This window comes from Klebsiella aerogenes KCTC 2190 (assembly GCF_000215745.1).
In the GTDB taxonomy this organism is placed as follows: Bacteria; Pseudomonadota; Gammaproteobacteria; order Enterobacterales; family Enterobacteriaceae; genus Klebsiella; species Klebsiella aerogenes.
In genome coordinates, this window is record NC_015663.1 from 1,387,207 (window position 1) to 1,407,593 (window position 20,387).

The window sequence follows — 20,387 nt, forward strand, 5'->3', positions numbered from 1 at the left end:
CAGGTTAATAAACAACGGTTTCCCCATCCTGCGGAATACTCACTACCCCGGCAATCTGATTATCCGCGACGTACTGGCGCATCTCTTCGCGGCTCACCAGACAATGGTTGACCGCCTCCAGGTGGATGGCCATGATTTTCGCTTCCGGCAGGGCGAAATGCGCCTTCAGCAGGTCCTCTTTGCCCATGATGATTGGGCCAAAGCCGATAACGTGAGCGTAGCCGGCGTTCAGCACCACCACATCCGGGCGCAGCTTCAGCATGTCGGCTTCAATCTCATCGCGCCAGATGGTATCGCCAACCAGCCACAGCGTCTTTTCCTGCGGATGACGGAACACCACGCCGCAAGCCTCGCCCAGACGTTCAGCCATCGCCGGTACCGCATAGGTACGGTCGCTGCCATGTTGCCCGGAAGTGGTTTTCTGCAGATTTACGCCGGCAAATTCACTGTTTGCCGACAGCAGGCGGATATCCTGAAATCCCTGGCTGCGCAGCAGCGCGGCGTCGGCCTCATGCTGGACGAAAACCGGCAGAGTTTTTGGGATCGTGGCGATCGCCGCCTCGTCCCAATGATCGTCATGGGTATGGGTGACGATAACCGCATCGACGTCGATAATTTTTTCACGGGAAAACGGCAGCGCCACCAGCGGATTGCGCAGCTCGCTGCGCGCGGTTCCTGGAAATCCCGGCCAGGCGCCTTTGTCAGCCAGCATAGGGTCGATCAGGAACTTTTTACCAGCGTATTCAATAATCTGTGTAGCATTGCGGATATGGGTGATGTTCATGTTAGCGTTCCTCTGTGGGGTAATCTGACGAACATCGTACTGAGTACCAGCCTGGCGCAATATGGGCGTTTGGGCAATGATCGATGGAATCGGGCCAACCTGCGACGGTTGCCAATCGCAGCCGGCTATGTTGTTCTGAAGGTTAAACTTTCTACAGGAATGGCAGGATGAAAAAGAAACTAACCGCCGCCGATATGCATAATCCGCTGGTCATCGCCGAGACGCCGTGGTTCAGCATGCGCAAGGTAGGTATTGATGTCGCCCCCGGCGAGCGGCGCGACTTTTATTCCATTCACTACCCACGCCCGGCGGTCGGGATTGTGGCGCTCCAGGACGACAAAGTGCTGCTGATTCGCCACTACCGCTATCTGATCGATAAGGTGGTGTGGGCCATTCCCTCTGGCGGCGTCGATGAAGGGGAAGAGCCCGCCGTCGCCGCGCTGCGCGAACTACGCGAAGAGACCGGCTGGCAAGCGCAACACGCTGAGGAAATCATCCGCTACAACCCGTCATACGGCAGCAGCGACCAGCTGTTTATCACCTGGCTCGCCACCGATTTAAGCTGGGTTGGCATGGACGCAGATCAGGATGAAGTGATGGAAACCGGCTGGTTTACCTTCGAGGAGATAAACCAGCTGATCGCCCGCGGCGAAATGCCGGACGGGCTGTCTCTGGTGCCGCTACTGCACCTGATGGCGCAGCGTAGATGATTACCAGCCCGGTACCGCGCCGCCGTTGAAGATGGTTTCTGCCGCCTTCGCCACTTCCGGCGACTGGTACGACTGCATAAACTCTTTCACGTTTTCGGCGTCTTTATTGTCTTCACGCGCCACAATGATGTTCACGTATGGCGAGTTTTTGTCTTCAATAAAGATGCCATCGCGCACCGGCGATAACCCGGTTTGCTGCAGGTAGGTGGTGCTGATAATGGCGACATCGACCTTCGGATCGTCCAGCACCCGCGGCAGCTGCGCGCCCTCCAGCTCCATAATTTTCAGGTTGCGCGGGTTGCTGGTGATATCCACCGCCGTCGGCAGCAGGCCGGTGCCCGCTTTGAGGGTAATCAGTTGCTCTTTTTGCAATAACAATAGCGCGCGGCCGAGGTTGGTCGGGTCGTTGGGAATGGCAATAGTCGCGCCATCTTTAATATCGGCAACGGATTTAATCTTGCGCGAATAGCCGGCCATGGGAAAGACAAAAGTATTGCCGATGGCCACCAGGTGGTAGCCGTGCGCTTTGTTGTCTTGTTCCAGATAGGGGCGATGCTGGAAGACGTTGGCATCCAGCTCCCCGGCGTTGGTGGCATCGTTCGGCAGCAGCGAGCCGCTAAAGCCCACCAGCTCGACGTCGAGGCCATATTTTTCTTTCGCCACCTTCTTCGCCACTTCCGCCACATCCTGTTCCGCGCCGTTAATCACGCCGACTTTTATGTGTTTGGCATTGTCATTCTTCTGGTCACAGCCCGCTAACAGCAGGCCAGCCAGCATCACTGCCGCCGCCGTGCGTAAACGCAATTTCATCATCAGTACCCCATCAGTCCATGGAAAATCATTATTATTTTTCGAGCAAAACTATAACGATTTTGTGCTCGATTTTTAAACACGAAAAGGTATCAATAAGATGAAAATCGTCTAAGCGCCTTCCCCGGTAGCGCTTACGCTTACCGGGCTATCGGCCGAATGCCCAATCGTAGCCCGGATGAGGCGTTAGCCGACATCCGGGACCCTTCCCCGGTGGCGCTTACGCTTACCGGGGCTACCGACCGAATGCCCAACCGTAGCCCGGATGAGGCGTTAGCCGACATCCGGGACCCTTCCCCGGTAGCGCTTACGCTTACCGGGCTACCGGCCGAATGCCCAATCGTAGCCCGGATGAGGCGTTAGCCGACATCCGGGACCCTTCCCCGGTAGCGCTTACGCTTACCGGGGCTACCGGCCGAATGCCCAACCATATCCGGGGAAATACGCTTAACTCAGGTCAACGTTTTTACTGGCGAACAGCCAGGTGAGGACAAAACCGCATAAATACGAAACCGCCAGACCGCCGGCGTACACCGCCATCCCGGCATAAATTCCGCTACCGGAGGTCATCAGCGGCAGCGCCACCAGCCCGGACGGGCCGAACACCGTGTTCAGGCCCACCGGCAGCCCCAGCCAGGCAATCAGGCCCACGAAGAAGCCGCCGCAGGCGCCGCCGATACAGGCGGTGATAAACGGTTTCATACGCGGCAGGGTCACGCCGTAAATCAGCGGTTCGCCAATACCGAGGAAGCCCGGAATAATCGCCCCTTTGATTTGGGTTCGCAGCAGCGAATCGCGCTTCGCGCGCCAGAACAGCGCCAGCGCTGCACCCACCTGCCCAGCCCCGGCCATCGCCAGGATAGGAAACAGCGAGTTAAAGCCCTGCGCATCCACCAGCGCAAAATAGACCGGCACAAACCCCTGATGCACGCCGAACATCACCGCCAGCAGGAACAGCCCGGCCAGCACCGCCGAGCCAAACGGATTGCCGTTAAGATGCAGGAACAGCCACGACATACCGGTAAACAGCCAGCCGCCAATCGGCATAATCACCGTAAAGGTCACCGCGCCCATAATCAGCAGCGTCACCGCCGAGGTAAGGATCATATCGAGGTTAGCGGGCATTATCCGCCGCACCTGACGCTCCACCCACGCGCCAAGAATCGAGGCGATTAGCACGCCGATAATATTGCCGCGCGGGTCGATACTATGGCCGAAGAAGGCCGAAATTCCGGCGTAGAATCCGTTGGTCGCTTCCGGGTTGTAGCCCAGCACGAACAGCGAGGCGATAATCGCGCCGTTCACGCCCGAACCGCCGAAGGCTTTCTGAGCGTTATAGCCAATCAGGATACTCAGGAAGGTAAACATCCCTTTGCTGAATACCTTCATATAACCAATCAGCGCCACCAGACTGGCGTTAGGATGCGCGTTCTCCAGCACGAAGATTTGTTCCGCCAGCGTGGCGAAGCCTAACAACAGCCCGACGGCGATAAAGCCGGGGATCAGAGGCGTAAAAATAGTGGCGAACTTCGCGAGAAACTTCTGTACACCGCTGGTCTGCTTACTCTTTAACGCCTGCTTTTTCTCCGCTGCCACATCCGCCAGCGAGGCGGCTGCCTGCGGCGCCGCTTCCATCAGGCCGTTCATCATTTCCGCGGCGGTCTGCGCCTTGCCGGGCCCTAATACCACCTGGAACTGTTCATCGCTGACGATAACCCCCATCACGCCGTCAATCTGGCGAATGGCGGCGCTATCGGCCAGGCTTTCATCGCGCAGGGTCAAGCGCAGGCGCGTCATGCAGTTACCCGCCTGCGCCACGTTTGCGGCCCCGCCGACGTGAGCCAGGATCCGCGCTATCATCTCTTTAGTTATTTTTGCCATTGCCTGTTACCTGTCTGTCGGCGCTCAGGTGTTGCTTAGCGCCTTGCGGATATAACCGTTGTTTTTCGCCAGCAGCGACTGCGCTTCTGCAGCACTTAAGTCAGCCAACACCATCACAATCGCCGTCTTACAGTGGCGGCCACAGGCATCCAGCGCATTCTGCGCGGTGGCGCGATCGCAGTCGGTCGCTTCCATCACGATAGACACCTGGCGCTCAATCAGCTTGGCGTTGGTCGCTTCGACATCCACCATCAGGTTGCTGTAGACCTTGCCGATGCGGATCATCGCCCCGGTGGAGATCATATTCAGCACCAGCTTCTGCGCGGTGCCGGCTTTCAGGCGGGTCGATCCGGTAACCACTTCCGGGCCGACCACCGGGGTAATCGCCACGTCCGCCAGCTGCGCCATTTCACCGTGCGGGTTACAGCTGACGATAGCGACAAACGCATTCTGGCTATGGGCGTATTCCATCGCACCAATGACGTACGGCGTACGCCCGCTGGCCGCCAGCCCCACCAGCACATCACGGTTGCTGAAGTTAAGGTTCTGCAGGTCCATCGCCCCTTGCGCTTTATTGTCTTCCACGTTTTCCACGGCGCTCAGAATCGCTTTATGTCCGCCGGCGATAATCCCCACCACCTGCTCCGGACGGGTGCCAAAGGTCGGCGGGCATTCGCTGGCGTCCAGAATACCCAAACGCCCCGACGTGCCGGCGCCGATGTAAATCAGCCGTCCCCCGGCCCGCAGCGCCGCCGCCACTTTATCCACGACTTCCGCTATCTGCGGCAAGTAAGGCGTTATCGCTTGCGCCACTTGCTGATCTTCCTGGTTTATCACCGTCAGCATGTCGACAGTGGAGAGGGTGTCAATGTTGGCGCTGTTGGCGTTGCGTCGCTCGGTCAGCAGTTTGCTCAGGTCGATACTCATAAAAACCTCGTTATTCTCAGTTGCGCGCAGTATAAGGAATTTTTTATTCCATTCATGTGAAGAGTATCACGATTAATACGCTTGGGATAATAGGAGAATTGTAGGTATAGCCAGAGATATTGCGGTAATAAAGGTGGAATATTTTATTACCGCAATCTGGAGTTAACGCATGTGCCAGGAGTGATTAAGGTGCTATAACGCGTCCGAAGAGGAACATTAACTGGCGCCGCCGCCCAGCGATTGCCAGAGCGTAATGCGGTTATTGAGGTCGGTCTGCTGCAGCGACAGCAGCGTCGCCTTCGCCGACCACAGCGTCCGCTGGGCGGTCAGCACCGACAGATAGTCGCCGACCCCGGCCTGATAACTCTTCATCGCGATATCCAGCGACTTCTGCTCGGCGGCAACATACTGCTGCTGGGCATCGAGCTGTTCACTCAGCGTTTCCCGGCGCGCCAGCGCATCGGCAACGTCCTTAAAGGCGCTCTGAATGGATTTCTCGTAGGTGGCAATCAGCCCCTTTTTCTCAGCCTGCGCATAGCGTAGCTGCGCCAGATTACTGCCGCCGGTGAACAGCGGCAGGCTGATGGACGGGGCGAACGACCACACCTGCATGCCATGGCTAAACAGCGACGATAGCGAGTCGCTGCCGACCCCGGCGCTGGCGGTCAGCGAAATGGACGGGAAAAAGTTCGCTCGCGCCGCGCCGATATCGGCATTAGCGCTCTTGAGATTATGTTCCGCCTCCTGAATATCCGGCCGGCGCAACAGTACCGATGACGATACCCCCGCCGGCACCAGCGCGATGCTGTTATCCCCCAGGCTCTCCAGCGTACCGGGCAGCAGGCTCTCCGGCACGGTTTCCCCGGCCAGTAGGTTAATGGCGTTTTTATCCTGCGCCACCAGCGTACGATAGCTGGCGACGCTGGCTCGCGCCTGCTGATAGACGCTTTCCGCCGAACTTAAATCACCGGCGGAGGCGGTGCCCACCGCCATCTGGCGAGCGACGATTTTACGCGAGTTCTCCGCGCTTTCCATCGTCTGCTGCGCCAGCGCCAGATTGCTATTATCCGTCGCCAGCGTCACCCAGGCGGTGGTCAAATCGGCAATCATCGTCAGTCGGGTATTTTGCGCGGTGAATTCGCTGGCAAGCCAGCTTTCTCGCGCCGCGCGCGACAGGCTCTGGTTCTTGCCGAACAAATCCAGTTCGAAGCTCGAGACCGCGCCGTCAGCCTGCGAGGTAGAACTTAGGCCGCTGGCGATCGTTTTGCTGCGGGTATGGCTCAGCTCGGCATCGACGGTGGGAAACAACGATGCGCGCGTTTCGCCATACTGGGCGCGAGCGGCTTCAATATCGGCTAATGCCTTTTGCACATCGCGGTTGCTATTAAGCGCGATGCTGACCACTTTTTTTAACCGCGCATCATTGACCACTTTTTGCCAGTCGCCGACCACCGCCGTTGATTCGCCGTGCGCGCCGGGAAGGGTCGCCGGCACCGGCGCGGCCGGGCGCTCGTAGTGCGGGTCAAGAGAGACACAGCCCGCGGTCAGGAGCGCGATAAACATTAAACTCAAACGAAACATAACTTACTCCTGAGAAGGACGTGGGCGGGTAAAGAGACGCTTCACCAGCACAAAGAACAGCGGGACGAAGAACACCGCCAGCAGCGTCGCCGTCAGGGTGCCGCCGATAATCCCGGTACCAATCGCCACGCGGCTGTTGGCCCCGGCGCCGGTAGCAATGGCCAGCGGCAGTACTCCGGCGATAAATGCCAGCGAGGTCATGACAATCGGGCGCAGACGGGTCTGCGCGGCGCGGATCGCCGCCCGCGAGAGCGAATAGCCCTCATCCACCGCGGATTCAGCGAATTCAACGATAAGGATGGCGTTCTTCGACGACAGGCCAATGGTCGTCAGCAGCGCCACCTGGAAATAGACGTCGTTACTTAAGCCGCGCAGCGTGGCCGCCAGCGCCGCGCCAAGCAGGCCTAACGGGATGACCATGATCACCGAGAACGGCACCGACCAGCTTTCATACAGCGCCGCCAGGCACAGGAACACCACCAGAATCGAAATGGCGTACAGGCTCATCGCCTGGCCGCTGGCCAGTTTTTCCTGTAGCGAAATACCGCTCCATGCCCAGGTGGAACCCGCCGGCAGGCTATTGGCCAGTTTTTCCATTTTGTCCATTGCCGCACCTGAGCTGAAGCCCGCGGCGTTTTCCCCCTGGATCTCAAAGGCGGCCGAGCCGTTGTAACGTACCAGGCTTTCCGGGCCGTATTCCCAATGGGTTGTGGCGAACGCGGTGAACGGCGTCATGCTGTTATCGCTGCCGCGGACAAACCATTTACCAAGATCGGACGGCACGGCGCGCGCGTCGCTCTCGCCCTGGATATAGACCTTTTTCACCCGGCCGCGATCGATAAAGTCGTTGACGTACGTGCCGCCCCAGGCGCTGGAGAGCGTATCGGTCACGTCGCTGAGCGACAGCCCCAGCGAGACGGCTTTATTGTTATCGATATCCACCTGCAGCTGTGGCATTTGTGGCAGATCGTTGGCGCGAACCGACTGCAGTTCGCCGCTCTGATTGGCTGCGGCCAGCAGTTGGCTGCGCAGCTTCATCAGGCTATCGCGATCGGTACCCTCGCTGGCCATCAGCTCGAAAGTGAAGCCGTTACTTTGCCCAAGGCCGTCCACCGATGGCGGCGTCATGGCGAACAGGGTGGCGTCGCGGATCGCGCCCAGCTCTTTGTTGGCGCGCAGCGCAATGGCCTGCGCGGTATTTTCGTCGCCTTTGCGCTGCGACCAGTTTTTCAATGAGACGAAGGCCATTCCGGCGTTCTGACCGCTGCCGCTGAAACTGAAGCCGTCGACGGTGAAGATAACCTCGGTATTGGCTTTCTCTTTGGTGAGGAACCAGTCGGTCACCTGACGGCGCACCTCGGCGGTACGCACCGCCGTCGCCCCGGCAGGCAAGGTGTACTGGACCATGATTTCGCCCTGATCCTCCACCGGCAGAAAGCTGCCCGGCAGTTTCCACATCGCCAACGCCATCGCCCCGCAAATCAAGGCGTAAGCGCCCATCATCACCGCGCCGCGGCGTAAGCCGCCGAGTACGCGACGCTGGTAGCCATCTTCCGTACGCCCCCACAGGCGATTAAAGGTGCCGAAGAAACCTTTGTCATGAGGTTTGGAGTGGCTTAGCAGCGCGCCGCACAGCGCCGGAGTGAGGGTTAACGCTACGACCACCGACAGCATCATCGCCGAGATAATCGTCACCGAGAACTGGCGATAGATTACCCCGGTCGAACCGCCGAAAAAAGCCATTGGCAGGAATACCGCCGACAGCACCAGGGCGATCGCCACCAGCGCGCCGGAGATTTCGCCCATCGATTTTTCGGTGGCTTCGCGGGCGGGCAGCCCTTCGTCGCGCATAATACGCTCGACGTTTTCCACCACCACAATGGCATCATCCACCAGCAGGCCGATCGCCAGCACCATGGCGAACAGCGTCAGGGTGTTAATCGAGTAGCCGAACAGCGCCAGCACCCCAAAGGTGCCAAGTAACACGACCGGTACCGCTACCGCCGGAATGAGCGTCGCGCGGAAGTTCTGCAGGAACAGATACATTACGCAGACCACGAGGATAATCGCCTCAAACAGGGTCTGAATGACGTCCTCGACCGAGATTTTGATGAACTCGGTGCTGTCTTTCGGGTAGGCGATATCGTAGCCCTGCGGCATTTGACGCTGGAATTCAGCGATTTTGCTTTTCACCAGCGTCGCGGTATCCAGCGCATTGGCGCCGGGCGCCATCATCACCGCAATCCCGGCGGCGGGGTGGCCGTTCAGATTAGCGGTGGCGGTGTAATCCTCGCTGCCCATCTCCACCCGCGCGACATCGCTCAGGCGCACCACCGACCCGTCGGACTGGCTCTTTACAATGATCGCTTTGAACTGGTCAGGAGTTTGCAGCCGCGACTGCGCGCGCACGGTAGCAGTCAATTGCTGGGCATTGGACGACGGTAGCGCGCCGATTTTACCCGCGGAGACCTGCACGTTCTGCGCCTCAATCGCCGACTGTACGTCGGAAGGCATCAACGAGTAAGAGGCGAGTTTGGTCGGATCCATCCAGATGCGCATCGCGTATTCGGCGCCGAATACCTGCAGGCTGCCGACGCCCTCCACGCGCGCCAGCGGGTCCTGCATATTGCTGACCAGCCAGTCGGAGATATCAGAACTGGTGGCGCGGTTGGTTTTGTCATACACCGCGAGGATTAACAGGAAGCTGCTTTGCGATTTTTCTACCGTTACGCCAGATTGCTGTACTTCACTCGGCAGACGCGATTCCGCCTGCTGCACTTTGTTTTGCACCTGTACCTGAGCGGTATCCGGATCGGTCCCCTGCTCAAAGGTGACGGTAATACTTACCGTACCATCCGAACTGCTGGTGGAGGTGAAATAAAGTAAGTTATCCAGCCCGGTGAGTTGCTGCTCGATAACCTGGGTGACGCTGTTTTCCAGGGTTTCTGCGGAAGCTCCAGTATAGGTCGCGGATATTTTTACTGCTGGCGGGGCGACGTCCGGATATTGTCCCACCGGCAGCGTGCGGATCGCCAGCGCCCCGGCAAGCATGATAAGGATAGCGATCACCCAGGCAAAGACCGGGCGACGCACGAAGAAACGGGAGAACATCAGGCATTGCCTCCGTTATTTTTGACGGCAACGGCCTTCACCGCTTGTCCGGGGGACACTTTACCGGTGCCTTCGACAATCAGCTTGTCGCCCGCTTTCAGACCGCTCAGCACCAGCCATTTATCGCCGTAGGTATCGCCGGTTTGCACGGTACGCTGCTCAACGTTGTTGTCGGCATCGACAACCAGCGCCGTGGCGTCGCCTTTGGCATCGCGGGTGATACCCTGCTGCGGCGCGAGGATCGCGTCGTTCATGATACCTTCATCGATACGCGCGCGGACAAACATTCCCGGCAGCAGGACGTGCTGCGGGTTGGGGAAGATGGCGCGCAGAGTCACCGAGCCTGTGGATTCATCGACGGCGACTTCGGTGAGCGCCAGACGCCCTTTTTCGGGATAGGTACTGCCATCCTCAAGGGTTAACGTCACGCTGAGGGTATCGCTGTTGCTGGCCAGGCTCTGCCTGCGTAAACGCAGGAGATCGACACTGGATCGCGTCAGATCGACATACATGGTGTCGAGGCCGCGGATCGTCGCCAGCGCGGTATCCTGGTCGGCAGAGACCAGCGCTCCCGGCGTAACCGAGGAGATGCCGATGCGCCCGGCAATCGGCGCGGTGACGGTGGTCCAGTTCAGGTTGATGCGCGCGCTCTCGAGCGCCGCTTTTTTCGACTCCACACTGGCCTTGTCCTGGGCGCAGGCGGAGGCAGCGTCGTCGGCATCCTGGCGAGAGACGCCGTTATCTCTGACCAACGACGCGTAGCGCTGGGCTTTCTGGCAATCAGAGACCACCAGCGCCTGCGCCTGCTTCAACGCGGCCGCCGCTTCGTTCCAGGTGGCGCGATAACTGGAGGGATCGATCTGGTAAAGGGCCTGCCCGGCCTTCACCATATCGCCTTCGGTAAACAGGCGCTTCTGAATAATACCGCCGACCTGCGGGCGCACTTCGGCGCTGAGCGAGGCGGTAGTGCGGCCAGTCAGTTGGCTGACCACCGGCACCGGCTGGGCTTGCAGCGTAACAATTCCCACCTCCGGCGTGGGTTGTTGCGGCGCAGTTGTCTGCGCATTATCGCATCCGCTCAGGAGAAATAATGCTGTCGCGATGGGGGCTATGATGTGTTTCATTTTATTTTCTCAAGATGTAAGACGTCCCCCCGTGAATTAAATCGCGAGGAAAAGAGGGGCGCGGTGACATTTCGTCTCAATGGAAATATCGCAATAGAGCTCAGATGTTCCTTAACACTATTATTATTGTGGGGATTCTCAGCCCGCCCTTTCGAAAGTCATGGAAAGGTTATTTCGCTTACTTTGAAGGTCAAAATTAAGACAAAAAATAATGGAGAAAATAAGAATATTTTGTGAAAGTCAGGAGAGGAAAATATAACGAAAGCCTGTGCAACTGGAGAAACTTAATGGCTCTAATAATTACAAAAAGCATTAATCCCGACGATCAACAAGAATTGTTTGCCGGCCTACGGCAGTATAATCAGCAGTATCTCGACGCAGATCAGTTTGGCGATCTGGGCATTTACTCCCGCGATGAGCAAGCGGTGATGCGCGGCGGGCTTATCGCCAAACACAAAGGCAACTGGCTGTGTATCGAATACCTGTGGGTGAGCGAAGCGACGCGCGGCAACGGTCTGGGCCGTGAGCTTATGCAGGAAGCGGAACGGCAGGCGCAGGCGTTGGGCTGCAGCCATCTCCTGGTCGATACCTTCAGCTTCCAGGCGCTGCCGTTTTATCAGAAATTAGGCTATCAGTTGCAGATGTCGCTGTCCGATTTCCCGCACGCGGGTATGCAACGCCACTACTTGTCGAAAGCGCTGTAACGATAACCGTGGATAAGGCGCGACTTTTGCGCCGGATGGCGGCTACGCCTTATCCGGCCTACAGTTCTTTGGTAGCCCGGACAAGGCGCAACGCGCCGCCTCCGGAAAAATCCCTGCGCCAGGAGAGCCATAAGGCAGAAGCAGTATCAGCATCGGAATTAACACAACATCACGCCTTAACCGCCGACCCCGTGGCCCATTAACGCCAGCGCGTGGCTAACAATGGTCTGCCGGGTTACCGCCTGTAAACGCGGGTCGCTATGGATGCGCGAGAACGGCACCAGCACCAGGCTAATCACCGTGGTAAACAGCAGTTCCGGCGCCAGCGCCGGGTTAATTTTCCCCTCCTGCTGCCAGCGGCGAACCGTCTCCAGCATCACCTGAAAACGCTCCTCGCCGAAGCGCGCATCCATGTGCTGGCGCAGTAGCGGCATCTCGCCGATGATCTCCTGCATCCACAGCGGCGCGAACCAGGCATTTTGCTCCGCCATGTCCGCCAGCGTCTCAACCATCATCGTCAACGCCGTCACCGGATCCTGCGGATGGTCGACAAAAATGCGGCTGATATCGTTGCGCAGCGGCATAAAGCGCTCTTCCAGCAAATTCTCAATCAGCGCTTCCCGCGACATAAAATAGTAATTCAGCATCGCCGGCGTCACCCCGGCCTCTTTGGCAATGGCATTGAGCGACACGCGGGCCGCGCCGTGACGAGCAAACAGCGCCAGGGCGATATCTATCAACTGCTCGCGGTTAGCGGTTCCCGGTTTTTTACCGCGTGGCCGACCGGGGCGGCGCGGCGCTTCATTAGCTTTTTGTGCTGGCATATGTTGGCGATCTCTTGACCCGATTCATCATTTCCCTAAATATTAATTATGCATTTAATTAATTTCAAGCGAGTGATGCAATGACATCTGAAGTCGCAAACCAACCGGCGCCGTCAATCCGCCTGCTGTTCAGCGCCCTGCTGCTGGTGATGCTGCTGTCGGCGCTGGACCAGACCATTGTCTCCACCGCCTTGCCTACTATCGTTGGCGAGCTCGGCGGACTGGATAAACTCTCGTGGGTGGTTACCGCCTATATCCTCAGCTCGACCATCGTGGTGCCGCTGTACGGTAAATTCGGCGATCTGTTCGGGCGTAAAATCGTGCTGCAGGTGGCGATCGTGCTGTTTCTTGCCGGTTCCGCGCTCTGCGGGCTGGCGCAAAACATGACGCAATTGGTACTGATGCGCGCGCTACAGGGGCTCGGCGGCGGCGGCCTGATGGTGATCAGCATGGCGGCGGTCGCCGACGTTATCCCACCTGCCAACCGCGGACGCTATCAGGGACTGTTCGGCGGCGTCTTCGGCCTGGCGACGGTTATCGGCCCACTGATCGGCGGTTTCCTGGTACAGCACGCCTCATGGCGCTGGATTTTCTATATCAACCTACCGCTGGGCCTGTTCGCGTTGCTGGTCATCGGCGCGGTATTCCACAGCAGCAACAAACGTAGCCAGCATCAGATTGACTGGCTGGGGGCGATTTACCTCAGCATGGCGCTGTTATGCATCATCCTGTTTACCTCGGAAGGCGGCAGCGTCCATGCGTGGAATGACCCGCAGCTGTGGTGCATTCTGGCCTTCGGCATCGTGGGGATCATCGGTTTTATCTACGAAGAACGGATCGCCGCCGAGCCGATTATTCCGCTGTCGCTATTCCGCAACCGCAGCTTCCTGCTGTGTAGTCTGATTGGCTTTGTTATCGGCATGTCGCTGTTCGGTTCGGTCACTTTCCTGCCGCTCTATCTGCAGGTGGTGAAAGAGGCGACGCCAACCGAGGCCGGGTTACAGTTAATCCCGCTGATGGGCGGCCTGTTGCTGACCTCGATCATCAGCGGCCGGGTGATTAGCCACACCGGGAAATACCGGATTTTCCCGATTATCGGTACCCTGCTCGGCGTGACCGGCATGGTGCTGCTGACCCGCATCACCATACATTCGCCAATGTGGCAGTTATACCTGTTTACCGGCGTGCTCGGCGCGGGCCTGGGGCTGGTGATGCAGGTACTGGTGCTGGCGGTACAGAATGCGATGCCGGCGCAGATGTACGGCGTCGCCACTTCCGGCGTGACTCTGTTCCGCTCGATTGGCGGCTCCATCGGCGTGGCATTATTCGGCGCGGTCTTTACCCATGTGCTGCAAAATAACCTGCAGAAACTGCTGCCGGAGGGCGCGGTGCTGCCGCCAGCCATGAACCCGGTGGCGGTACAGCATCTGCCAGCGGCGATCCGTCTCGATTATCTCGACGCCTTCGGCGCGGCGATCCATGCGGCATTCCTGATGGCGGCCTGCATTATGGCCGTCGCGTTTGTCCTTTCCTGGCTATTGAAGGAGGCGCCGCTGAAAACCGCGGCGCATTAAGCGGCCCCGGCAATGCGTAGCAAGGACTGGCGCAGCGCCGGCGCGGCAAAATCGATAAATTTCCGCAGCTTAAGCGGAGCCAGCTCCCGCGCGGTATATAACAAATGAACCGGCGCGGGCTCCGGCTCGACGCTTTCCAGCAGCAGACGCAGTTCCCCGCAGCGCAGGCCATCCAGCGCCTGGTAGTGTAGCAAGCGGGCCACGCCAACGCCCAGCCGCGCGGCATCGGCGGCGCTCTCCGGCGTGGTGACGGCTAACACCGGCGGCAGATGAATGAGCTGGTCCTCGCGCTCAACGGCGCGAAAGCGCCAGCCGCGATAGGGCATCGGCGATTCAATACGGATGATCGGCAGCGCCGCCAGATCGCGCGGCCGCTGCGGTTCGCCGTATTTCGCCAACAGCGCGGGATGGGCGCAGGCGACAATGCGCATCGCGCCGAGCCGGGTCGCCACCATGCTGCTATCAGCCAGTTCGCCAATCCGTACCGCCAGATCGATATGGTCGTCGACCAGATCGGCATTACTGTCGCTAAGTAACAAACGTACGCGAATTTGCGGATAACGGGCAATAAATTCACTAATGACTGGCAGAACGTGCTGGCGACCAAACATCGTCGGCGCGGAGATCACCAGCTCGCCCTTCGGCTCCTGGTATTCACCCGTTGCCCGGCGTTCGGCGTTTTCCACCTCTTCGAGGATTCGCCGCGCGGCGGCGACATAATCGACGCCGGCATCGGTGAGGGTGAGTTTACGGGTGGTGCGCGTCAATAAACGGACTCCCAGCGCGCTCTCCAGCTCGCCGATATTACGGCTCACGGTAGTCAACGGCGTATTCAGCGCCCGCGCCGCCGCCGACATACTGCCCAGTTCAGTGACTTTCACCAGCAGCGCCATAGCGCTTAATCGGTCCATTATTCTCCCGCTTTTCGGAAAGATGATTACCAGATAAGCAGTATTATCATTTTTCACAGCACAGTCCATGATAGCCCCCTACCTTCAGGAGGCGTTATGGCAGCAACCTTTCTCGATATCGCTATCACCCCGGATGTCATGGATGTGCAACATGAAATGGGCAGCGACCAGCTGTGGCAAACGCCGCACAGCCGCCGTCAGGCGGATCGCTTCGGCGCCAGCGAAGAGGGGATGATCGCTACCCGCGACAGTTTTTATCTGGCGACGGTGTCGCAAAGCGGCTGGCCCTACATTCAGCATCGCGGCGGCCCGCCGGGTTTTCTGCGCCTGCTGGATGACACCACGCTGGCCATGGCCGATTTCGGCGGTAATCGCCAGTACATCACCACCGGCAACCTGCGCGGCAGCGACCGGGCCTGCCTCTTTTTGATGGATTACCCGCGCCGTGCCAGGCTGAAAATCTACGTCACCGTCGAGGTGCTGGCGGCGGAAGAGCAGCCTGAGCTGCTGGCATTAGTGACGCCGACAAACTATCGCGCCCGCATCGAACGCCTGTTTCGTTTTCATCTGCAGGCTTTTGACTGGAACTGCCCGCAGCACATTACGCCGCGCTACAGCGCACAGCAGGTCGCGGAATACAGCCAGAGCCTGCAAGAGCGTATTCATGAACTGGAGCAGGAGAATCAGCGCCTGCAGCAACAATTATCCCCAAAAGGAGAGTTTTGATGAGCGAACAACGTCCCCCGTTACCGCCGTTTACCCGCGACAGCGCCGTGCAGAAGGTGCGCGCCGCCGAAGATGGCTGGAACAGCCGCGATGCGCAAAAAGTCGCGCTGGCTTATACCGTGGATAGCGAATGGCGCAACCGCAGCGAATTTGTCCACGGACGGGGGCAAATCGTGGCGTTTCTGCAGCGAAAATGGCGTAAAGAGCTACAATACCGGCTGATTAAGGAGCTTTGGGCGTGGCAGGATAATCGCATCGCCGTACGCTTTGCCTACGAGTGGTGCGACGACAGCGGCAACTGGTTTCGTTCATACGGCAATGAAAACTGGCAGTTTGATGAGCACGGGCTAATGTCCACGCGCTACGCCTGCATCAACGATTTGCCGATCGCGGAAAGCGAGCGCCTGTTCCACTGGCCCCAGGGTCGCCGCCCTGACGATCATCCGGGGCTAAGCGAATTGGGACTGTAAACAGGCGCGCGACGACGGGTTAATCGGCTTTCGGGAAGTCCACTACCGTGTCGTTAACCCGGTTCACCATGTTGGTGAACAAGATGGCGCTGACGGCGCTGATGATCTCAATCACCTGCTGGTCGCTAAAACCGGCGTGACGCAGCGCGGCGACGTCCGCTTCCGGCAGCGTACCGGTGGTGGTCACCAGGGTTTGGGCGAATTTCACCAGCGCGTCCAGGCGCGCATCTTCCGTATACTCGCCGCGGCGCAGGGCGTGGATTTGCTCGCCGCTGAAGCCCGCTTTTTTGGCCATCAGGGTATGGGCGGCCAGGCAGTAATCACAGCCGGTCGCTTCGCTGACCGATAAATTAATCGCCTCCAGCTCCTGCGCGCTGAGGCTGCTTTTATGCAGCATCGCGTTGTGCGCCAGCGCCTGCTGCAGCGCCGCCGGCGAGTGGCCGCCGATGGTCAGATAGGCATTCGGCACTTTACCCATCGCTTTTTTAATTCCGGCGAAAATATCGGCGGCTTTACCGGTGGCATCTTGTTCACGGATATCGGCTAAACGGCTCATGGTGTACTCCTGTTATTTGAGGGTATGTTGTGGCAATGGAGACATCTTAGTGGTCGGCGACGTGCTAGACTGGCGCTCTTCGTCTCATTTTTTTGTCTTATCGTCTCAGGAGTCGCATGGATAGTTTGAGCCATCTGTTGACGCTGCTGGCCCCGCGTTGCGAAGTGAATCTGCATTGCCGTTTCGGCGGCCGCTGGCAGGCCGGACACGATCAAATGCGAGCGGGCGTGGTGCCGTGGCACTTTGTGTTGCGCGGCGAAGGGCGCCTAACCGTCGGTCATCAAACCCGCCACATGCGCGCCGGCGACGTGATCCTGCTGCCGCACGGTTCGCCGCATCTGATGGAGAGCCTGGTGGAGTGGGGTCAGGTACTGCCCGTCGCCCACCGCTTTAACGGCACGCTGACGGAAGTCCGCACCGCCGAAGAGAGCGATGCGCTGGAGATGCTGTGCGGCGAGTTTTACTTCGGCCCGCACGTCAACTGGCTGTTCGCCGAAGAGTCGGCGCTGATCCATTTACATACCGATGAGCGCGAAGATTGCCCGGAACTGGATATTTTGCTTAACGTGCTGGTACGCGAAAGCCTGGCGGAACATCCCGGCGGCAGCGCTATCGTACGCAGTCTTGGCGATACGCTGCTGGTACTGCTGTTACGTACCCTGCTCGGCGCGCAGGAGCCGCCGGGCGGCCTGTTGCGCCTGATGAGCGATGCGCGGCTGATGCCGGCCGTTCTCGCGGTGCTGGCCGCGCCGGAACAGCCTTGGACTATCGAGAGCATGGCGGCGCGGGCGTTTTTATCGCGCGCCACCTTCGCCCGCCATTTTGCCCGCGTCTATCATCTGACGCCGCAGGCGTGGCTGTCGCAACTGCGGATGGCGATGGCCGCTCGCCTGCTGCATCTCGATCGCCAGGCGCGGCTGGAAGTGATTGCCGAACGCTGCGGTTTTCAATCACAGGCTTCGTTTGCGAAAACCTTTAAAAAACACTACGGCATGACGCCGGGCGAGTGGCGTCGGCATTGACATCCTCTCCGCCCTAAAGGACGGGGATTCCTACAGCTAGACGGCAATGTCCTGCCGCGAGAATGTTCTTTGCGGCGTTAACGTCGCGATCATGAGCGGTTCCGCACTCACAACAAGTCCATTCTCTTATTCGCAAACCTGCTCTACCTTTCGGACTGTTGTTGGAGATAGCCCCGCAACACGAACAAGCCTGGGTGGAATACCTTTCGTTGACCACTTCGAACACCACTGAGCGCGCAATCGCTTTATATTCCAGTTGTGTTTTGAGCATCGCCCAGCCAGCGTCCAGGACGCTTTTAGCCATTTTGGTTTTGGCTAACTTGCTGCTGCTCACATCGCCTACGAATATCGCCGCATGGCTGTTTACCAGCGCCGTGCTGAACTTGTGCAGGGCATCTTTGCGGCGATTCTTAATTTTGGCGTAGATGGCGCGTACACGGGCTTTTTTGCCTGCCTGTTGCGCCTTGCCTAATGCTGGTTGCAGGTCGCGATAAAAACGACCGGCGATCAGTTTGCTGCCATCGGATACCGTGGCGGTATCCTTTAACCCGAGGTCTATGCCGACAGCGGTCGCGCCCGTGGTATGGACGGTCGCAACCTCTACGCAGATATTGAAGTACCATCGCCCCCGGCTATCTTCGGAAAAACTGCCTGCGCGGAATTTGTAGCCCGCAAGACCGTAGCTATCCCAAACTTTAAAGTAGTGCCCGGCGAACTTAACGCAGCCGTTTTGCCACTGCGCCTGCTTTGATTTGAACGGCACCCAGCCCAGCGAACGGCGAGCGCCGCCACTGACGCGCCAGCGCAGGCGGGAACGCTTGAACTGTTTCCGCGCCTTGCCGTGGTGAGCGATCACTTCCTGCACTGTAGCGCTGCCGATGGAATAGCCGCGCTCACGCTGTATGCCGGTTGTCATCTTCTGAACATCAAACGCGGTTAACCACTTTGGAACCTGCGCACCAAAAACGCCAGCGTTGCTGTATGCCTCGCTGGTTATCTCGTTTGCCAGATTAAAGACCTGATTGACCTCAAAGGCCATCTGCCGCAAAACGGCGGCGTGGCGGTCTTTAACTCTGACTGATAAAGTTTTGGTCTGAATGCTCATAACGAGCTACGCTACTCGCATAAAATCACTTTTGCAAGGTTGGTCTATGGACTTAACATATCGAACGGGGCGACATTGCGTTTTCATGCTGCACTGTCATTTAATCTTCATAACGAAGTATCGCGGGCGTGTCTTTAATGAAGCGCACCTGGAAACGCTTGAGGGGATTTGTCGCAACGTTTGCGAGCTGTTTGAATGCGAACTGGTGGAGTTTAACGGTGAGTCGGATCACGTTCACATGCTACTTAACTTCCCGCCGAAGGTGTCAATCAGCAAGCTAGTTAACAGCCTAAAAGGGGTTAGCAGCCGCAAGATGAAGTTGCATCATCCAGACCTGCATAAACCCGCCTGGAAGTCAGACGCTCTATGGTCGCCGTCTTATTTCGCTGGCAGCGTGGGCGGTGCGCCCCTTGAAGTGATTAAGAAATACATTGAGGATCAGAACCGGCCTCATTAGCGCCCTGGCGGGCGCTTCGCTCTACATCCCCGACCTCAAAGGAAGGGGCTTTCCGCGAAACCCCTGGTAAAACACGCGCCGCGTCGCCGCCATGCTATGATTCCTGCTTTGCGCTATTTCACGCGAGGGAAAAATGGGTTCCAGCAAAAGAGGGATGTTGAACGTATTGATCGCCGCCGTCCTGTGGGGCAGTTCCGGGGTCTGCGCGCAGTACATTATGCAGCAAAGTCAGATGTCATCGCCCTATCTGACCATGATCCGCCTGCTGTTCGCCGGGCTGATTTTGCTGATGCTCGCCTTCGTTCACGGCGACAAAATTTTCCGCGTTATGCAAAACCGCAAAGATGCCCTCAGCCTGCTGTTTTTCTCGCTGGTCGGCGCGTTAACCGTGCAGTACACCTTCCTGATGACTATCGAGAAGTCGAACGCCGCCACCGCCACGGTGCTACAGTTTTTGTCGCCGACGATTATCGTCGCCTGGTTCGCGCTGGCGCGTAAGGCGCGGCCCAGTCCCTTTGTGCTACTGGCGATTGGCACCTCGCTTGCCGGCACCTTCCTGCTGGTCACCCACGGCAACCCGACCTCGCTCTCCATCTCGCCGGCGGCGCTGTTCTGGGGGATCGCCTCAGCCTTCGCGGCGGCGTTTTATACCACCTATCCCTCAACGCTTATCGCCCGCTACGGCACGCTGCCGATCGTCGGCTGGAGCATGCTGATTGGCGGGGCGATGCTGTTGCCGTTTTATGGCAGCCAGAGCGCGAACTTTGTAGTGAACGGCCGTCTGCTGCTGGCGTTTTTCTATCTCGTGGTGATCGGTACCTCGCTGACCTTCAGCCTGTATCTCAACGGCGCCCAGCAGATTGGCGGCGCAAAGGCCGGGATTCTCAGCTGCGCAGAGCCGCTGAGCAGCGCCCTGCTCTCTCTATTGCTGTTGGGCATTACCTTTACCCTGCCGGACTGGCTGGGGACGCTGTTGATTCTCTCTTCGGTCATTCTCATCGCGGTGGATTCCCGGCGGCGGGTACGCGCGGCGTAATAGCAATCATCTGATTTTAAACAACAAAAAGTGTCTAACATTTGCGCAATTCACCTGCTGCGCATATAGTTGAC

Annotated in this window: 19 protein-coding genes; 8 read left to right on the forward strand and 11 right to left on the reverse strand. The window is 58.5% G+C overall.

The features are described 5' to 3' along the window. Positions 1–4: 4 nt before the first annotated feature. Positions 5–784: an MBL fold metallo-hydrolase gene (locus tag EAE_RS06755; RefSeq protein WP_015703851.1), complete on the reverse strand. Its 780-nt coding sequence runs from the start codon at positions 782–784 to the stop codon at positions 5–7. 167 nt (positions 785–951) lie between these two features. Here EAE_RS06755 and EAE_RS06760 point away from each other — a divergent pair, with 167 nt between their 5' ends. After that, on the forward strand, positions 952–1,494 hold the full coding sequence (locus EAE_RS06760; protein WP_015703852.1) for an NUDIX domain-containing protein: 543 nt from the start codon (positions 952–954) through the stop codon (positions 1,492–1,494). On the opposite strand, the gene nlpA is transcribed toward EAE_RS06760, so the two are convergent. The 6 genes from nlpA to eefA form a co-directional block, all read right to left on the reverse strand. Further along, positions 1,495–2,304, reverse strand: a complete 810-nt coding sequence (nlpA, locus tag EAE_RS06765) for a lipoprotein NlpA (protein ID WP_015703853.1) — start codon at positions 2,302–2,304, stop codon at positions 1,495–1,497. Positions 2,305–2,751: 447 nt separating this feature from the next. Then, positions 2,752–4,185, reverse strand: coding sequence for a PTS N-acetylmuramic acid transporter subunit IIBC (gene murP, locus EAE_RS06770; RefSeq protein ID WP_015703855.1), 1,434 nt, complete (start codon positions 4,183–4,185; stop codon positions 2,752–2,754). Positions 4,186–4,209: 24 nt separating this feature from the next. Then, a complete protein-coding gene (gene murQ / locus EAE_RS06775) occupies positions 4,210–5,112 on the reverse strand; it encodes an N-acetylmuramic acid 6-phosphate etherase (RefSeq protein ID WP_015369100.1) in 903 nt (300 codons plus the stop codon). Positions 5,113–5,328: 216 nt separating this feature from the next. Continuing rightward, positions 5,329–6,693 carry a multidrug efflux RND transporter outer membrane subunit EefC gene (eefC, locus tag EAE_RS06780; protein ID WP_015703856.1) on the reverse strand — a complete coding sequence of 455 codons (1,365 nt, stop codon included), beginning with the start codon at positions 6,691–6,693 and terminating at the stop codon, positions 5,329–5,331. A gap of 3 nt (positions 6,694–6,696) precedes the next feature. Next, entirely contained in the window at positions 6,697–9,804 is a 3,108-nt protein-coding gene (gene eefB / locus EAE_RS06785) for a multidrug efflux RND transporter permease subunit EefB (protein ID WP_015703857.1), read from the reverse strand. After that, positions 9,804–10,928 (reverse strand): multidrug efflux RND transporter periplasmic adaptor subunit EefA, encoded by a 1,125-nt coding sequence (eefA, locus tag EAE_RS06790; RefSeq protein ID WP_015703858.1) that lies wholly within the window; start codon positions 10,926–10,928, stop codon positions 9,804–9,806. The genes eefB and eefA overlap by 1 nt, the downstream gene beginning before the upstream one ends. A 287-nt stretch (positions 10,929–11,215) precedes the next feature. On the opposite strand from eefA, the gene EAE_RS06795 reads away from it, so the two are divergent. Further along, positions 11,216–11,632 carry a GNAT family N-acetyltransferase gene (locus EAE_RS06795; protein WP_015703859.1) on the forward strand — a complete coding sequence of 139 codons (417 nt, stop codon included), beginning with the start codon at positions 11,216–11,218 and terminating at the stop codon, positions 11,630–11,632. 176 nt (positions 11,633–11,808) lie between these two features. Here the strand turns inward: EAE_RS06795 and EAE_RS06800 are convergent, their stop codons facing one another. Beyond that, positions 11,809–12,456 (reverse strand): TetR/AcrR family transcriptional regulator, encoded by a 648-nt coding sequence (locus EAE_RS06800; RefSeq protein ID WP_015703860.1) that lies wholly within the window; start codon positions 12,454–12,456, stop codon positions 11,809–11,811. Between the two features lie 80 nt (positions 12,457–12,536). Between EAE_RS06800 and EAE_RS06805 the strand changes: the two genes are divergently transcribed. Beyond that, positions 12,537–14,030, forward strand: a complete 1,494-nt coding sequence (locus EAE_RS06805) for an MDR family MFS transporter (RefSeq protein WP_015369093.1) — start codon at positions 12,537–12,539, stop codon at positions 14,028–14,030. On the opposite strand, the gene EAE_RS06810 is transcribed toward EAE_RS06805, so the two are convergent. Continuing rightward, a complete protein-coding gene (locus EAE_RS06810) occupies positions 14,027–14,998 on the reverse strand; it encodes a LysR substrate-binding domain-containing protein (RefSeq protein WP_162619651.1) in 972 nt (323 codons plus the stop codon). The genes EAE_RS06805 and EAE_RS06810 overlap by 4 nt on opposite strands. Before the next feature lie 39 nt (positions 14,999–15,037). On the opposite strand from EAE_RS06810, the gene EAE_RS06815 reads away from it, so the two are divergent. Next, positions 15,038–15,667 carry a pyridoxamine 5'-phosphate oxidase family protein gene (locus tag EAE_RS06815; RefSeq protein WP_015703862.1) on the forward strand — a complete coding sequence of 210 codons (630 nt, stop codon included), beginning with the start codon at positions 15,038–15,040 and terminating at the stop codon, positions 15,665–15,667. Beyond that, positions 15,667–16,137 carry a nuclear transport factor 2 family protein gene (locus tag EAE_RS06820; protein WP_015369090.1) on the forward strand — a complete coding sequence of 157 codons (471 nt, stop codon included), beginning with the start codon at positions 15,667–15,669 and terminating at the stop codon, positions 16,135–16,137. The genes EAE_RS06815 and EAE_RS06820 overlap by 1 nt, the downstream gene beginning before the upstream one ends. A gap of 19 nt (positions 16,138–16,156) precedes the next feature. On the opposite strand, the gene EAE_RS06825 is transcribed toward EAE_RS06820, so the two are convergent. Beyond that, positions 16,157–16,693, reverse strand: coding sequence for a carboxymuconolactone decarboxylase family protein (locus EAE_RS06825; protein WP_015369089.1), 537 nt, complete (start codon positions 16,691–16,693; stop codon positions 16,157–16,159). Between the two features lie 116 nt (positions 16,694–16,809). Here EAE_RS06825 and EAE_RS06830 point away from each other — a divergent pair, with 116 nt between their 5' ends. Continuing rightward, positions 16,810–17,715 carry an AraC family transcriptional regulator gene (locus tag EAE_RS06830; protein WP_015703863.1) on the forward strand — a complete coding sequence of 302 codons (906 nt, stop codon included), beginning with the start codon at positions 16,810–16,812 and terminating at the stop codon, positions 17,713–17,715. A gap of 13 nt (positions 17,716–17,728) precedes the next feature. On the opposite strand, the gene EAE_RS06835 is transcribed toward EAE_RS06830, so the two are convergent. Continuing rightward, on the reverse strand, positions 17,729–18,820 hold the full coding sequence (locus EAE_RS06835; protein ID WP_015703864.1) for an RNA-guided endonuclease InsQ/TnpB family protein: 1,092 nt from the start codon (positions 18,818–18,820) through the stop codon (positions 17,729–17,731). Between the two features lie 46 nt (positions 18,821–18,866). On the opposite strand from EAE_RS06835, the gene tnpA reads away from it, so the two are divergent. Both tnpA and EAE_RS06845 read left to right on the forward strand, forming a co-directional pair. Continuing rightward, positions 18,867–19,277, forward strand: coding sequence for an IS200/IS605 family transposase (tnpA, locus tag EAE_RS06840; protein WP_015703865.1), 411 nt, complete (start codon positions 18,867–18,869; stop codon positions 19,275–19,277). Positions 19,278–19,410: 133 nt separating this feature from the next. Continuing rightward, complete coding sequence (locus EAE_RS06845) at positions 19,411–20,313, forward strand: EamA family transporter (protein WP_045375196.1); 903 nt, start codon at positions 19,411–19,413, stop codon at positions 20,311–20,313. Positions 20,314–20,387 lie beyond the last annotated feature (74 nt).

Excerpts from the sequence above, each read along its gene's own strand:
- eefC (WP_015703856.1), bottom strand. The coding sequence starts at position 6,693 with ATGTTTCGTTTGAGTTTAATGTTTATCGCGCTCCTGACCGCGGGCTGT.
- tnpA (WP_015703865.1), top strand. The coding sequence starts at position 18,867 with ATGGACTTAACATATCGAACGGGGCGACATTGCGTTTTCATGCTGCAC.
- nlpA (WP_015703853.1), bottom strand. The coding sequence starts at position 2,304 with ATGAAATTGCGTTTACGCACGGCGGCGGCAGTGATGCTGGCTGGCCTG.
- EAE_RS06755 (WP_015703851.1), bottom strand. The coding sequence starts at position 784 with ATGAACATCACCCATATCCGCAATGCTACACAGATTATTGAATACGCT.
- EAE_RS06760 (WP_015703852.1), top strand. The coding sequence starts at position 952 with ATGAAAAAGAAACTAACCGCCGCCGATATGCATAATCCGCTGGTCATC.
- EAE_RS06845 (WP_045375196.1), top strand. The coding sequence starts at position 19,411 with ATGGGTTCCAGCAAAAGAGGGATGTTGAACGTATTGATCGCCGCCGTC.
- murQ (WP_015369100.1), bottom strand. The coding sequence starts at position 5,112 with ATGAGTATCGACCTGAGCAAACTGCTGACCGAGCGACGCAACGCCAAC.
- EAE_RS06815 (WP_015703862.1), top strand. The coding sequence starts at position 15,038 with ATGGCAGCAACCTTTCTCGATATCGCTATCACCCCGGATGTCATGGAT.
- EAE_RS06800 (WP_015703860.1), bottom strand. The coding sequence starts at position 12,456 with ATGCCAGCACAAAAAGCTAATGAAGCGCCGCGCCGCCCCGGTCGGCCA.
- EAE_RS06825 (WP_015369089.1), bottom strand. The coding sequence starts at position 16,693 with ATGAGCCGTTTAGCCGATATCCGTGAACAAGATGCCACCGGTAAAGCC.
- EAE_RS06795 (WP_015703859.1), top strand. The coding sequence starts at position 11,216 with ATGGCTCTAATAATTACAAAAAGCATTAATCCCGACGATCAACAAGAA.
- eefA (WP_015703858.1), bottom strand. The coding sequence starts at position 10,928 with ATGAAACACATCATAGCCCCCATCGCGACAGCATTATTTCTCCTGAGC.
- eefB (WP_015703857.1), bottom strand. The coding sequence starts at position 9,804 with ATGTTCTCCCGTTTCTTCGTGCGTCGCCCGGTCTTTGCCTGGGTGATC.
- EAE_RS06835 (WP_015703864.1), bottom strand. The coding sequence starts at position 18,820 with ATGAGCATTCAGACCAAAACTTTATCAGTCAGAGTTAAAGACCGCCAC.
- murP (WP_015703855.1), bottom strand. The coding sequence starts at position 4,185 with ATGGCAAAAATAACTAAAGAGATGATAGCGCGGATCCTGGCTCACGTC.
- EAE_RS06805 (WP_015369093.1), top strand. The coding sequence starts at position 12,537 with ATGACATCTGAAGTCGCAAACCAACCGGCGCCGTCAATCCGCCTGCTG.
- EAE_RS06830 (WP_015703863.1), top strand. The coding sequence starts at position 16,810 with ATGGATAGTTTGAGCCATCTGTTGACGCTGCTGGCCCCGCGTTGCGAA.
- EAE_RS06820 (WP_015369090.1), top strand. The coding sequence starts at position 15,667 with ATGAGCGAACAACGTCCCCCGTTACCGCCGTTTACCCGCGACAGCGCC.